Source organism: Levilactobacillus mulengensis, assembly GCF_003946045.1.
GTDB lineage: Bacteria > Bacillota > Bacilli > Lactobacillales > Lactobacillaceae > Levilactobacillus > Levilactobacillus mulengensis.
On record NZ_RHNW01000008.1, the window covers coordinates 23,000 to 37,446 of the forward strand.

The 14,447-nt window shown below is 52.1% G+C and carries 13 protein-coding genes; 7 read left to right on the forward strand and 6 right to left on the reverse strand.

The features are described from left to right. Nucleotides 1-601: 601 nt before the first annotated feature. Nucleotides 602-1,360 carry an ABC transporter permease gene (locus EKM84_RS08555; protein ID WP_125765351.1) on the reverse strand — a complete coding sequence of 253 codons (759 nt, stop codon included), beginning with the start codon at nt 1,358-1,360 and terminating at the stop codon, nt 602-604. Beyond that, nucleotides 1,361-2,008: an ABC transporter ATP-binding protein gene (locus EKM84_RS08560; protein ID WP_125765352.1), complete on the reverse strand. Its 648-nt coding sequence runs from the start codon at nt 2,006-2,008 to the stop codon at nt 1,361-1,363. 237 nt (nt 2,009-2,245) lie between these two features. Between EKM84_RS08560 and rlmD the strand changes: the two genes are divergently transcribed. Both rlmD and EKM84_RS08570 read left to right on the forward strand, forming a co-directional pair. After that, nucleotides 2,246-3,802: a 23S rRNA (uracil(1939)-C(5))-methyltransferase RlmD gene (gene rlmD, locus EKM84_RS08565; protein ID WP_125765353.1), complete on the forward strand. Its 1,557-nt coding sequence runs from the start codon at nt 2,246-2,248 to the stop codon at nt 3,800-3,802. Between the two features lie 519 nt (nt 3,803-4,321). After that, the gene (locus EKM84_RS08570; protein WP_125765354.1) at nt 4,322-4,771 is read left to right on the forward strand and encodes a hypothetical protein; all 450 of its coding nucleotides are present in this window, start codon (nt 4,322-4,324) and stop codon (nt 4,769-4,771) included. 862 nt (nt 4,772-5,633) lie between these two features. Here the strand turns inward: EKM84_RS08570 and EKM84_RS08575 are convergent. Then, complete coding sequence (locus tag EKM84_RS08575) at nt 5,634-6,377, reverse strand: SDR family oxidoreductase (RefSeq protein ID WP_125765355.1); 744 nt, start codon at nt 6,375-6,377, stop codon at nt 5,634-5,636. A 649-nt stretch (nt 6,378-7,026) separates the two neighbouring features. Between EKM84_RS08575 and EKM84_RS08580 the strand changes: the two genes are divergently transcribed. The 3 genes from EKM84_RS08580 (at nt 7,027) to EKM84_RS08590 (ending at nt 8,691) form a co-directional block, all read left to right on the forward strand. After that, nucleotides 7,027-7,884 (forward strand): DUF368 domain-containing protein, encoded by an 858-nt coding sequence (locus tag EKM84_RS08580; protein ID WP_125765356.1) that lies wholly within the window; start codon nt 7,027-7,029, stop codon nt 7,882-7,884. A gap of 185 nt (nt 7,885-8,069) precedes the next feature. Continuing rightward, nucleotides 8,070-8,423 carry a type II toxin-antitoxin system RelE/ParE family toxin gene (locus EKM84_RS08585; protein ID WP_318531075.1) on the forward strand — a complete coding sequence of 118 codons (354 nt, stop codon included), beginning with the start codon at nt 8,070-8,072 and terminating at the stop codon, nt 8,421-8,423. After that, on the forward strand, nt 8,413-8,691 hold the full coding sequence (locus EKM84_RS08590) for a helix-turn-helix transcriptional regulator (protein ID WP_125765357.1): 279 nt from the start codon (nt 8,413-8,415) through the stop codon (nt 8,689-8,691). The genes EKM84_RS08585 and EKM84_RS08590 overlap by 11 nt, the downstream gene beginning before the upstream one ends. A 51-nt stretch (nt 8,692-8,742) precedes the next feature. Here the strand turns inward: EKM84_RS08590 and glpK are convergent, their stop codons facing one another. From glpK to EKM84_RS08605, 3 genes are all read right to left on the reverse strand, one after another. Then, a complete protein-coding gene (glpK, locus tag EKM84_RS08595; protein WP_125765358.1) occupies nt 8,743-10,260 on the reverse strand; it encodes a glycerol kinase GlpK in 1,518 nt (505 codons plus the stop codon). A gap of 503 nt (nt 10,261-10,763) precedes the next feature. Next, complete coding sequence (locus EKM84_RS08600; RefSeq protein ID WP_125765359.1) at nt 10,764-11,414, reverse strand: endonuclease III domain-containing protein; 651 nt, start codon at nt 11,412-11,414, stop codon at nt 10,764-10,766. Between the two features lie 460 nt (nt 11,415-11,874). Beyond that, nucleotides 11,875-12,135, reverse strand: a complete 261-nt coding sequence (locus EKM84_RS08605; RefSeq protein WP_125765360.1) for a hypothetical protein — start codon at nt 12,133-12,135, stop codon at nt 11,875-11,877. A gap of 717 nt (nt 12,136-12,852) precedes the next feature. Here EKM84_RS08605 and EKM84_RS08610 point away from each other — a divergent pair. Further along, nucleotides 12,853-13,578, forward strand: a complete 726-nt coding sequence (locus EKM84_RS08610; protein WP_125765361.1) for a gamma-glutamyl-gamma-aminobutyrate hydrolase family protein — start codon at nt 12,853-12,855, stop codon at nt 13,576-13,578. Between the two features lie 81 nt (nt 13,579-13,659). Beyond that, nucleotides 13,660-14,316: a hypothetical protein gene (locus EKM84_RS08615; RefSeq protein ID WP_125765362.1), complete on the forward strand. Its 657-nt coding sequence runs from the start codon at nt 13,660-13,662 to the stop codon at nt 14,314-14,316. Nucleotides 14,317-14,447: the final 131 nt, after the last annotated feature.

Here is a 14,447-nt window from a genome sequence, read left to right on the forward strand (position 1 = left end):
TGTCAGTCTCATTTGGACTAACTCGAACGACCATCGCAATTAGGTGATGATCCATTACTCTAGCTACTTATCTTTAGAATAGCCAGTTTAAGTAAGCGATTGCAATTAATCTGACATGTTTTGAGGGATTATTGGGAAAATAGATTGGGTCGAACAAATCGATTACCCGTTACTTAGGAAGTATCCCTCGAAACACCAGGTGAATCGTTCTAAATCTCGGCCCGATTTCTCTAATCGTTATGACAAAACAGCCGTTACCCCGGAGAAAAAACCTTTCTTGAGCCAAATTCACTCTTGTTTCACCAACGACTAGTTTGTTCTCGTTTCAATAAAACACAACCACACCACCAAATCCACCACACACCAACCCAATGAAGCCATAACCGCAAGCAGTTACGACACTCACCATGTAAGCCGTGAGGGCGGTAAAAATGGGCTCAGCCGGGGGATTTTCTGAGTGTTCCCCTCAGAAAATGGCGACTTTGAGACGCGCCTTTCGGCTCAAAGCGAGGTGAAGGACCGCCCCTCAGGCTTTCGCCGTCCTGCCCCCAGCGTTCCGGCCCATTTTTACCGCCCGGTAAGGCGACCACCAACGACCAGCCTAAACCGTTAACTGCTTACGGTCATTGTAGAAGCCGCGGTAGGCCCAGTAGCACGCCAGCACCGACCCAATACTAGTCGCCGACATCAGCATGAACGTCACCATGATTTGGTATTTAATCGCCCGGACCGGGTCGACGCCCGCGAAGATCAGACCGGACATCATCCCCGGCAAGCTCACGATACCCACGGTCTTGGCGGAATCAATCGTCGGCTGCATGCCCGTCTTGATGCTATCGCGGAGGATTTCCTTGGAGGCATCCTTCAAGTCCGCGCCCAATGCCAATTTTTCCAGCACGGCCTGGCGCTCCTGTCTGAACTGGGCGTTGAGGTTGCGGTAACACAGGCCAATCGCGACCATCGAGTTGGAGGCAATCATCCCCGAGATGGGAATCATCTGGCTCGGGATAAACTTGATGGCACCGGCCAGCATCAACACGCCCAGGGTCACGCTGGTACTGATGAGGATGGCGCCAATTGAAATCGGTAGGGCGTTGGGAATCCCATTACTTCGCTGTTTGGCGTTGTACCCCGCATTGAAAATAATAATCAAAATCAAAATTGCCGTTAACCAAATATTGTTGAGGCGAAACACGTATTTTAATAAGTAGCCGACCACAAACAGTTGGATCACGGCGCGCACGACCCCGATAATCATGTCGCGGTCGATGCCGAGTTTTTCCTTCCAGCCGATTGCCAGGGCAATCACAACCAGCCCCAACGCCAACATCAAGGATTGATTATTCACTGCTAAATTCATTTAAGCACCTCCCACGATGCGGCCATTTTCAATGGTTATCAGCCGTTTGGCCGCGTCGATTTCCGCTTGGTCATGCGTGATGGCAATGATGGTCAGCTTGTCATCCTGGTTAAAATGCTCGACCAAAGACCAGACAAACGCCCTGTTCTCGGCATCCAACCCGGCCGTCACCTCGTCTAAAATCAGGACTTCCGGGTAGATCATCACGTTACGTAACAGCGCGACCCGTTGTCGTTGCCCACCGGACAGGTCGTTGACGCCTTTGTCCAGGTCGCTGGCACTCAGGCCCACGTATGCCAACCCACGAACGGCCCGCGCCTCATCAAACGGCAACTGGCGAATTTGATACGGAAAGCTCAGGTTGTCACGCACCGTTTGCCCAAACAGAGTCGGTTGTTGAAAGCTGTACGAGACCCGCCGCCGATACGCGATGGGGTCGTAATCTTCCACCGATTTGCCGTCAAATAATAGCGTCCCGCTGGTCGGACTCAGCAACGACGCAATCAGCCGCACTAGTGTGGACTTGCCCCCACCGGACGGTCCCGACAGCGTCACCCACTCCTGGGCATCGATGGACAGGTTAATATCTTGTAGGATGAGCGTATCGTCTACCTGGTAGCCCACATGTTGCAATTCAATCAAACTCACGAGCCATCACTCCTCATTTAATATTCTCACTAATTGTACCCAAACGCCGGCCCTTTCACTATGGAAACGACTCCACAATTTTTCGAATCGTCACCAGGGACTTAGTGGGTTCCCGCCATCACTAATTTCCGAACCAGCCACGGCCCGGCGACCGCTAAAGTTTGGTATAATGTTTAGGACCGTGTTAATCGGTAAGTGTCTGACACTTTATGACTGAAGTTTTATATAGGAGAAAATATGCCAAACTTTGAATCCAATAATCACCGTGGCAACCATTATAACCGCCACGACCATAATGACCGGCAAGACCGGCGCGGCAACGACCGTAACCGCAATGACCGGCACAGTTACCGCGACCAACGCGGAGACAACCGCCACGACCGCGGCTACAACGACCGGCGCCGGCAGGAACGGGAAGCCCCCAGTGTCGAGGTCGAAGTTGGCCAACGTTTCCCACTGACCATCAAGCGCATGGGCATCAACGGCGAAGGAATCGGCTACTACAAGCGGATGACCGTCTTCGTGCCCGGCGCCCTGACCGGTGAAGAGGCCGTCGTCGAGGTCACCAACGTGGCGACCCGCTACTTACGCGGCAAGGTCCACCGGATTCGCCTCGCCAGTCCGCACCGCGTTGAGCCCCGCGACAGCTATGCCGATGAGGTCGGTGGCTTCGAACTGGAACATTTAGCTTATCCCGAACAATTGGCCTTCAAACGCGACATCGTGGCCCAATCCCTGGAGCGCTACCAACCCCAAGGCTTCCGCAGTTACGATCTCCGGCCAACGCTCGGCATGACCGACCCTTACGGCTACCGCAACAAGGCCCAATTTCAGGTTCGGCGCAACGCCGACGGTAAAATTGAAGCTGGACTGTACGCCGAACGCAGCCATGATTTAGTCGACCTGACGACCTGCTCCGTACAAATGCCGGCAACCATGACCGTCATGCGCGCCGTCGTGGCTATGCTCCAAGACCTGGACATGCCCATCTACGATGAAGAAGCCGGCTCCGGTATCGTGAAAACACTGGTCGTTCGGGCCGCCGCGCACACCGACGACGTCCAACTGACCATCATCACCAACTCCCAGAAGCTGCCCCGCAAGCACGAATTGCTGGACCGCATCGCCGCAGAGCTGCCCCAAGTGACCTCCGTCATGCAAAACGTCAACCCCGGGAAGACCTCACTGGTCTGGGGCGACGAGACCAAGCATTTGGCCGGCAACGACGCGATCACTGAAAAATTAGACGGCTTATCTTTCAAACTATCCGCTCGTGCGTTTCTACAATTGAACCCGAGCCAGATGGAAGTCCTCTACGGTGAGGCCAAGAAGGCCCTGGACCTCCAACCGGGCGAGACCGTGGTCGATGCCTACTCCGGTATCGGAACGATTGGCCTGTCCTTAGCCGACGTGGCCGAAGAGGTTCGCGGGATGGATGTCATCCCCGAAGCCGTCGACGATGCCAACGCCAACGCGGCCGCTAACGGCATTACCAACGCCCATTACGAAGTTGGGACCGCCGAAGAGCTGTTGCCGAAATGGCTGATGGCGGGCTTCCGGCCGGACTCAATCGTGGTCGATCCACCCCGTACTGGTCTGGACGACACGCTGATCGATACCATCCTCGGCGTGCGCCCCGAGAAGTTCGTCTACATTTCCTGCAACCCCTCGACCTTGGCCAAGGACCTGGTCAAATTAACCAGCGATTACCAGGTCGATTATATCCAATCCGTGGACATGATGCCCCAAACGGCCCGGTGCGAAGCGGTCGTCAAACTAAGTCGCCGTCAATAGATTAATAGGCAGCATGCACTTTTCGTGTTAGACTTTTAGTTAAACATTGGTTGTGGGTTAGGAACTAGTTCGCCTTACTGGGTAGTGAAAACAAGTCGCGACCTGACGCGTTCCCGGCGGCGGGTTCAACCAGCCCTGCTGTGGGGGCCGGCTCCAGCCTGTGGAGCGGTCTGGGGCCTCGCCTTGAAACCTCGCTGAAAATCGCAAGTTTCCAAGGTCGTCCCGTGCTCTAGGCTGAGTAAGAACCTCAGCCAAGACCACCGACACAGCTGGTCAGGTTGACCCGCCTCTGGTCACTCACATGGATTACGATGGCTTCATTACCCGTGTGGCTCACGTTAGCTGATGATCCACTGGATTATTTTCCACGTGTGCCTGTACGTGACTACCTTATGGTTTGAGTTAACCAGCAATCTATTAGTCACTTAACGGATTAATTGGATTACTAGTACCACCCGATGTTTGGACAAACACCCAATCAATAATACCTATCGAATTTTTAGAAAGTTGGCAAATGACATGCAAGATCCTTTCAAGGGCTTTAACGACGATGACGATGATCAAAACAATCAAAATGGTAACGGCCCTCAAGGACTGCCGTTACCCCCAAACTATGCGACCGTCGTTAACCCTGAGACGGGGAATATGCGGATCGCCAAGGTTGGTTTCTCGTGGACGATGTTCTTCTTCAGTCCCCTCCCCAGCATTTTTCGGGCGGACTGGTATAACTTCCTATGTATTGTCGGCGTTGAGTTGGGCGCGTTCATGCTCCTGTCGATGACCACGACTGCCAGCCAGTTTGCCGTAATCATCAACTCCTCCTTCACCCTGTTCTTCGGGCTGGTATGGGGGTCGCTCTACAACTTGATGTACTTCAAGCATCTATTCAACCGCGGTTTCCGCCCAGCAGATGAGCGGTCACGCGACCTCTTAACGCGGACCCATTACTGGTCCCAACCTAAAGAGTAAGTGGCTTAGGGATTCGGTTACTAAATTTTACCTAAACGAAAAGGATTGACTCAGCTTTGATGGCTGGATCAATCCTTTTTTGGTGCAGATGATTTTCTGTTTTAGACGTTAAACGCGAGAATACAAAATCCGTTATATCAAACCATTTAAATGCTGATATGGAGGGCTTTTAGGCGGTTATTCGTCCTAACTCTGGTACACTGAATTTTGTAGAGAAGTTAATGACGACCGGCAAATCTAATTGTAAGGGACTGGGGCTTATGACGTGAGTTGTAAGAGCGTTTCACCATACCAAGCGAAAGGAGGTTGCCTTGTCTTGGATAGCTGTCACGTTACTTGACCTAGTCGCTTTTGGCGTTGTTTTGATATCGCTCTGTACTTTGTTGGTACACCGATTGACGAGCCTCGTTAAGGCTATCGTTAAGTTTCAAAAGACGTGGCGCCAATTTAAACACCCGGACAAATAAAAATCGCCCTCTGAACTTCCACAGTCTAGGACGATTTTTGTTCGGTTTATAACTGTCGGTCGTGAATAACGACTCTGCCATTGGCGGGGGTGCTCTAACACCTTCGCCTTTGTTGCGTTTAGTATACCATGAGAGTTAACTGATTCCCACCATTTAAATCTATCACTAAGTTACAAAAGACGTGGCATGACTTTAAACATCCTGACAAACTAAAATCGTCCTCTAAATTTTCGGCGGTTTAGAACGATTCATTGTCTGTTATAAAAACTGTTGATTGTAAACAACGACTCTACCATCGGCGGGGGTGGTCCAACACCTTCGCCTTTGTTGCACTGAGTATACCATGTAGCACTCAAAATTCACAAAGTTTTTATCTCGTAAATACCATTCAGTCACTAAGCCTGCTTGGTTGGGTAGATTGTAAACTCGTTAACATTGACCTCGGCCGGTTGGTCGATAGCGAAGTTGACCACGCGCGCGATGGCATCTGGGGTGATTCCAACTGCATCGTACAATTGGTCCATGCCCTGTTTGGCCGTAGCATCCGTAATCGTGTGCAATAATTCCGTATTGATGGCGGCTGGATACAGCGTGGCCGTCCGGATGTTGGTCCCTTCCTGAGCACTTTCAGTCCGGATAACTTCCATTAAATTCCGCACCGCAAACTTCGTGGCACCGTAAACCCCAGCGCCAGGGAAACTCTTGATGCCGGCAACAGAAGAGGTCGTGACGATTTGGCCATGCTTTTGCGCGGTGAAGTCAGGCATCACAGCGGCGACCCCGTTGAGCACCCCTTTCAAATTAATGTCGATCATGTCGTTCCATTCCTGCGTCTTCAGCGCACTGATGGGTGAAGTCGGCATAATGCCGGCATTGTTGAAGATGACGTCGATTCCGCCAAATTGAGACTTAGCCAGGTCAACCAATCCCCGAACTTCAGCGGCATCCCGCACATCGGTCACCTGGTAAGCAGCCTGCCCGCCAGCAGCGGTAATTTCTTGGACCAGACTCTGTAACCGGTCTTCACGCCGCGCGCCCAGAACCACTTTGGCGCCATTACTAGCCAACAATTTCGCGGTCGCAGCCCCAATCCCTGAGGATGCCCCGGTAATCACAACAACTTTATTTGCAACAGTCATAAATAAATCGCTCCTATCTCGTAATTGATGCATTTAGTATATGAGGTTCGAGCGACTCGAAGTCAAGCGTCCGGTTGAAATTAATTTTTGACTGACGACAGGGATACGGGCAACGCCTTATTGTGCCGTACTGACAGGCTGGAACGGCAACGGTTAACGCCCAACTTGCCAGGCCAAAATAACTTTAATCCCAACAATACAAAACACCTCGCTACACAGTCCGGATCACTAACTGCGGGTTAGGCCAGTCTCAGCCGCAGGGATGGTGAAAATGAGCCAACTGGGTAAGTATCAGTGACCAGAGGCAGGCCAAGATTCGCAGCTGTGTCGATGGTCTTGACTGAGCGATTTTCTCAGTTTAGACCATGGGACGACCTTGGAGACTGTGAATTTCAGGCTCCAAGGCGAGACGGAAGACCGCTCCTCAGGCTGGAGTCGTTCCCCACAGCAGGGTATCTTGAGTCTGCCGGCGGGAACGACTTGCTTGCTCACCGTGACGCGGCTCATTTTCACCAGCCCGGAGGCAATGACAACGACCAACCCGCAAATGTTAAGTTATCCTGTGATTGTGGGGGAGTGATTGCCTCCGCCCACCAATTCTGGTATCTTAGGGGAAAACGCGAACCGACGAACTAAGGAGAAGACGCTTATGCAAACGACTCGACCCGACAGCCCGGTGAAACGCTTCTTTAAAGGCATCATCATCGCCCTGGGCTTCATCCTCCCCGGTGTTTCTGGCGGGGTATTGGCCGCCATCCTCGGAATTTACGAACGACTCCTGGGTTTCATGGCCCATTTCCGCCAAAATTTCAAACGGGACTTCTGGTACTTTGTGCCGGTTGGCCTGGGTGGCATCGTGAGCATCGCCCTGTTATCCGCCCCGCTGGAATACTTGCTAGACCACTGGCAGGTCATTGTCCTCTGGGGCTTTGCCGGCGCCATTGTCGGCACCCTACCGGCATTGACTCAAACCGCCAGCTCCCAAACACCCCGGGACGGCATCGACCACCTCTGGTTCTGGGGCACGCTGTTGATCAGCGGCGGCCTCCTGTATTTCATGAGTGACCTTTTTGGCACCCTGCCCGCTAATTTCTGGGGCTTCGTGGTGGCCGGCGCCCTGATTGCACTGGGTGTCCTGGTCCCCGGGCTGAGTCCGTCGAACCTCCTGTTGATTCTGGGACTATTCACGCCCATGTTGACTGGCTTTAAAAATTTCGACATTCTGGGCGTCTACCTGCCGATTGCGCTGGGTGGCATCCTAGCCATGGCGCTCTTCTCTAAGAGCATGGACTACCTGATTCACCATTTTCATTCGCGAGTCTACCACTTCATTCTGGGTATCGTGACCGCCAGCACCATTTTGATTCTCGTCCCCAACAGTCACGCCGCCGAGAGCATTTCGTATGCCGGTGCGACCTGGCTAACGCTAGTGTGGAGCGCCCTGGCGCTGGTCGCAGGGATTGCCCTAGGCTATTGGATGAGTCAGCTCGAGGAAAAATATAAGTAAATGATGGACCATCCAACTGGCAGCCTAGTTGGATGGTTTTTTAATGCGCGTGAAAATAAATCTATCTTGCTAAAAAAATCCACGTTCTTTTTACGCAGTTAACCTATGGAAGCCAAAATTCAGGTCCCTATTCGGAGGGATTCTTTGCTTTTTGATAGCAGATTGGCTATCATAGGAGGTGCAATTTGATTGAATTTGATTACTATAGTTGGTCTGAATTTCAAAAATTTTTGTCGTCATTGCCACAAAAAGATGAAATTGAACTCGCATCAACCATCTCAAAGATTCAGAAGTACGGCATGCAGATTGCCAAACAACAGGGTTGGGTCAAGAAATTGGCCCGTAACCTATTCGAAATTAGAACGCAACGTGCACACAATATTCAACGAATTATCTATTTTCACATCGAAAATGACCAGTATATTATCACACATGGTTTTACCAAGAAAACACAGAAGACCCCTCTGAAGGAAATCAGCAAGGGACGTCAACGAAGAATTATCTATCTAACCAGAAAGGATCACCCTCATGACAACTAAAATTGATGCCTATATTGCCAAACGAAGTGCTGAGGACCCAACTTTCGCCAAAGCTGCAAAGCAACAAAGTCTAAACCTTGACGTCGCCGTTGCCGTCACTCGCCTGCGGGCAGAACAAAAAATGAGCCAGCGCGAATTCGCCCGGTTAGTGGGTAAACCCCAATCAACCATCGCCCGCATTGAAGAGGGTAAGATGAACGTCTCGGTCCTGTTGCTCAAGGAAATTGCCATTGCCGTCAACAAAGAACTATCCATCCAATTTATTTAACGCCAAAACAGCTAACCCGCCGTAAAGTGGATTAGCTGTTTTTATTTACGCTTAATCTTGATTAGGTTTAAACGCCCGCGTTGCCGCAACGGCCTGTTGCCAGCCTGCATAGAGGCGGTGCCGTTGGTCATCGTCCATGTTTGGCGTGAAGGTCCGGCTAGCATTTCTGATTTCCTTGATCTCATCAATGCTCTGCCAGAAGCCCACGGCCAGGCCGGCCACGATAGCCGCTCCCATCGCCGTGGTTTCCTCATCGGCGGCTCGTTGAACGGGAATATTTAAAATATCCGCCTGGAACTGCATCAGGTAGCGGTTCCGCGAGGCCCCACCATCGGCCATCAATTCGGGCACCTTGATTCCGGTATCCTGCTTCATCGTCAACAGAACATCGCGTGTCTGGTACGCAATCGACTGCAGAGTCGCCTTCACGAAGTCGTTCCGGTCGGTCCCGCGGGTCAGACCGAAGACAGCTCCTTTGGCGTCCGGATCCCAGTACGGCGCACCCAGTCCGTTAAAGGCGGGCACAACGTAGACTTCATCCTCGTCGGTCGAGGCCATGGCCGCTTGCCGGGATTCGGGCACGCTACTGATGATCTGCATGCTTTCGTGCAGCCAAGCCAGCGCGGTCCCGGCCACCAAAATGGACCCTTCGAGCGCGTAGGTCACCTCGCCGTTCATTTCATAAGCAATCGTCGTCAATAGGTTGTGCTTCGACAGTTGCGGTTCTTTCCCGGTGTTCATCATGACGAAAGCCCCGTCGCCATAAGTGTTCTTGACGGTCCCGGGTTCCACGGCCAGCTGGCCCAGCAAGGCCGCCGACTGGTCCCCGACGATTCCTGCGATGGGCACTTCCACCCCGTAAAATTGGAAATTCTGGGTGACGCCGTAGACTTCCGAACTCGATTTAACCTCCGGCAACATGGCCGCCGGGATGTTGAGCCAGCTTAAAATATCCTGGTCCCATTCCAACGTGTGAATGTTGAAGAGCATGGTCCGACTCGCGTTACTGTAGTCGGTGACGTGAATATTTCCGCCAGACAATTTCCAAGCCAGCCAACTATCCACGGTCCCAAAGAGCAACTCACCATTTTCGGCACGTTCTTGAGCACCCGGCACGTGGTCTAAAATCCAGCGCACCTTGGTCGCACTGAAGTACGCGTCGACCACCAGACCGGTCTTTTCCTTAATCGTTTCCGCCCGGCCCGCCGCGACCAATTCCTTGGCCAGGGGCGCCGTCTGTTGACTTTGCCAACCAATGGCATGATAAATGGGTTCGCCGGTAACCTTATCCCACACAATCGTGGTTTCCCGTTGGCTACTGATCCCGATGGCCTGGATATTTTCCGGGTGAATCGACGCATCGATCAGCGCGCTCGCAATCACGGACAACACACTGTTCCAAATCTCATTGGCATCGGATTCGACCCAGCCCTTGTGTGGATAATACTGGGGAACCTCCTTGTAGCCTTCGATGACCTTGCGCCCAGTATGATCGAAAATCATTGCCCGCGTGCTACTGGTTCCTTGGTCGATCGCTAAGATATAGTTTTCCGGCTGTTTAAGTGCCATATGTAAAACTCCCTCCAAAATATCACTGTGGTAAGCGGTTCCAAATTCGCTGCGTCTATCATAGCACGCCGCTTGTGAAAAACGCTAGAGTTTGCCCCAACCTCCTCCGCCCTTGAAACTTTCTTAAGGTTTGAGCGGCTGTTTCCCGCCTCCGGCCTCCAGGGATTCCACCTGCTGTGGGGCCCGGTTCCGGCCTGAGAAGCGGTCCGCCACCTCGCTTTGAAGCCTCGCTAAGACCCGCGAGTCTCCAAAGTCGTCCCGTGCTGTAAGGCCGGGAAAGTTCACCCGGTCTAACACCACCGACACAGCTGGCTCCATCCCTGGCTGCCTGCGGCTAACATCCGTTCAACCCGTTAAGTGGCGGTCCTGATTGTGTTTCAATTGTTCTTGAAGTCAGCTTCTGACTGTCATTGCCCTTCCTGGACCTGTTTGATTTGACAACGACTTAATAGCTAAGGTTAGCTAACTAAACGCCTTAAACACGTTCTATTAAGCTGAGCTATTTAGTCCACAACTAGCTTTTGACCCGCTAGAAACGACTTCTCAAAGTCCGCATCATTCTTGATTTTCTTGCCGAACTCGTCAATTAGCGCGTGAAATTCCTGGTAGTCCGCTAGTTCCAGTTGAAATTGGCTGAGAACTTTCTTTTGAAAAGCTAGATACGTCTTGGGCATTGTTGCGCCCAGCCACGTGAATAGTCGGCGAGCGTAGGTGTCGACCATGAAGGTGCCGTGGTCCAGCGTGTACATTAAAATGTAATCCGCCGTTTCATTGCCGATACCGGTGATGCTCATCAGGTCTTGGCGTAGACTAGCCCCGTCACGGCGTTTCAACACGTCCAGATTATCATCTGCTTGGCCCAACCAATCGGCGAGTGCCAGGATAGCGGGTCCCTTGCGATTGTAGAAGCCACTAGTCTTGATCAGCGGTGTGATCGTCGCCGGCGTTAATTCTCGCAACTCAGTGGGCACGAACCCCGTCTCCCGTTTTAGATTGATCAAGGATGGTTCCACATTGCGCCAATTGGTGTTTTGCACCAGAATGGCGCCCAACATGATTTCAATCGGTGTTTCGGCCCAGGGCGTTCCCGGCTTTAACCAGGGCTGTGGACCCATCTGCTTGGCCATTTCACGGTATAATTCTTCAATTGTCATCCGATTCTCTCCCTATTCTTTTTGTTGTCCTGGCGCTGTCCGTTCCCGGCGGTGGACTCAAGCAGGCCTGCTATGGGGTCGGTTCCAGCCTGAGAAGCGGTCTTCCACCTCGACTTTGCGCCTGAGAACCGGTCGCAAAGATCGACCCGTGGGCTAGGCTGGAATAACACCAGCCAAGACCACCGACACAGCCGGCCAGCTTGGTCCACCTCTGGTCACTAACATCGGCTAGTACAACTCATTTTCGTAATCTTGGGACTGACTACTTATTTAACTACCAGACAGCCAGCCGTTTCGGCGTTCTGCAGTTTATCATGTAAAAACTAATTGATAACCAATAACATTAGACTTCCAATTATACAACTGCCGACATCAATCCGTGACTTAGCCGCCTGCTAACCTCCTCGCCAAATCAAAAAAGCCAACCACAAAAAACGTGGTTGGCCGCTAACTCTTTTGTTTATTTGGCGTCGCTATTGCGCTTGATGACCAAGCGAATATCGTCGTCAACACCTTCTGGGTTCAACTCTTCTTTGTAATCGAAGTTGGCGCTCTGGAAGTACTTCTTGATTTCATCGTTGATTGTCTCTACGGCGCGAACATCTTGGTCTTGCCGTTTCAATAAAAGCGTGTATTCTTTTGAGTCTTCATCGACGTTTTCGAAACTGTATTCAACCGCTTCGGAATTCAAAATTTCTTGAATCAACTGCCGTTCTGTCATCATGTTTACCTCGCTTAAATTTAGTCTACTTCTCTATTGTAGGGTTCTTTTCAAAGTTTGTTAACTATTTTGTTACACCTTCACTAAGTTTCGGGTGACAAACGTTCTTTGGGTCCTTAGAATAGGAGTAAGTCTAAACTAGTCTTTGTCAGCGCCTCCGGGATGGTGAAAACTGGGCCGGAACGCTGTGCTGTCCGTTCCCGGCGGCGGGCTCAAGGCGTCCTGCTATGGGGTCGGTTCCAGCCTAAGGTCAGGCTTCCACCTCGACTTTGAGCCAAAAATCGGTCTCAAAGGTCGTCCCATGGACTAGGCTGGAAAAGAACTCCAGCCAAGACCATCGACACAGCTGGACACCTTGGCCCGCCTCTGGTCACTAACACAGACCTCGCCCGCTCAGTTTTACCATTCTCGCGGTTAACCTCAGCTCAAAATCTTACCCATTCGTCAACGCAGATTAGAAAAACGAATAGTGTGGGTTAAACTCGTGTTAGCCGTGAGGGCGGCCCAAATCGACTCAGCCGTAGGAGTGCGCTAAACGGTGAACCTTGCCGTTTAGCGCACTGGCATCTTTGAAACTCGCACTTTGAGGTTCAAAGTGAGTACGGAGACCGCTCTTTGGCTCCGTGCGTTCGCCTACCGCGTTCCGGTCGGTTTAGGCCGCCCGGTAAGGCCCTGACAACACCAGTTCAACACCGAAACAAGAGAGGAAGCGACGCTATGCGTCCACGTATTGCTTTGCCCGCCGACACACTCGACGAGGCAACGAACATTATTAATGAAAGAAATGCGGCCTTTGCGCCCCGACCGGCCGTTGAAGCCATTGTCAAAACTGGCGGTCTACCCATTATTTTGCCTAGTATCGACCCCGAAGACGTCGCCGATTACCTATCCCTATTTGACGGAGTCGCCTTCTTGGGCGGTGCCGACGTTGACCCGACCTTCTTTGGCGAGGAACCGCACGTCCGGTTGGGCAAGACCTACCGCAAGCGCGACCTGTTTGAAATTGAACTGCTGAAGCAGGCGGTTGCCGCCAACAAGGCCATTCTCGGTATTTGCCGCGGGCTCCAATTAATTAATGTTGGCCTGGGCGGCACGCTCTACCAGGACTTGAGTGAGGACCCCACGGCCCAGCTCAAACACAGTCAGGCCGCCATGGGCAACCAACCCAGCCATCACGTCACTGTCGTTCCTGGCAGCACGCTGGCCACGCTGACTGGCGACCGGCCCTACGTGAATTCCCGCCACCACCAGGCCATCAAGGCTGTCGCGCCAAGTCTACGCGTCACGGCGACGGCCGACGACCAGGTCATCGAAGCCCTGGAATCCAAGGATAGCGACCAAATTTTAGGTGTGCAGTGGCATCCGGAAAACATGTACAAGCACCACGCCGAATCGCGACAAATTTTCCAAAATTTCGTCGACCGGGCCGCAGCGCGCATGTAAAATTGTGGTAAAGGGCCTTTTCATTGGCCGCCACTTCCTATACACTAGACCTTGTAGCAAAAAAATTGGAGGCGAGCATCAGTGGCAAAAATGAAGGACTTTGGGCAACGCATGCGCTTTTTGGGTTTCTCTATCGTCCTGAATTCAGCCGCTAACGCTTTAACCATCTCAACCAACCTCGGGAGTGCCGTCTGGACGGGGTCTTCCGTCAACTTGGCTAACTGGATCAATGTCCCCTTGGGAACCACCCTGTTCATGTACGGCATCGTGATTACCCTGTTGAACCAACTATTGTTGGGGCAATTTGACCGCAGGCGATTTATTTCCAACCTGCTATACATCATCCCCTTCAGTTACCTGGTCGAGTGGATCGGATACTTCTGGAACTGGATTGGCGTTGGCCGCCTGCCGTTAACTGGGCGGGTCATCGTCGATATCATCGGCCTGTTTGGCGTGGCCTTTGCCGTCTCCATTTATAACCGGTGTAATATCATCATGCATCCCAACGATGATTTGGCCTACATCCTGCGGTTCAAATACCTGCGGGGATCGGCCATCATTGCCCAGTGGGCCAGCTACGCACCACCCCTGCTGATCATCATTCTCTCCTATATTTTCACGGGCGAGTTACACGCGATTGGCTTCGGGACAGTCTGGGCACTGGTCACCCAGGGTATCGTCATGGGCTGGGCGGATTACCACGTTTTCCCCCAATTAAAACATCACGTGGATGTGTAACCTCAAAATTTACTAACAATTTTCTCATTTAATGACCACAGCGTCGTTTGACTCCTCGGAGCCGAACGGCGCTTTTCTTATTGCCTTGGTTTTTCTAGCCAACTAATCGGTCGATAAATTCAAAGACAACT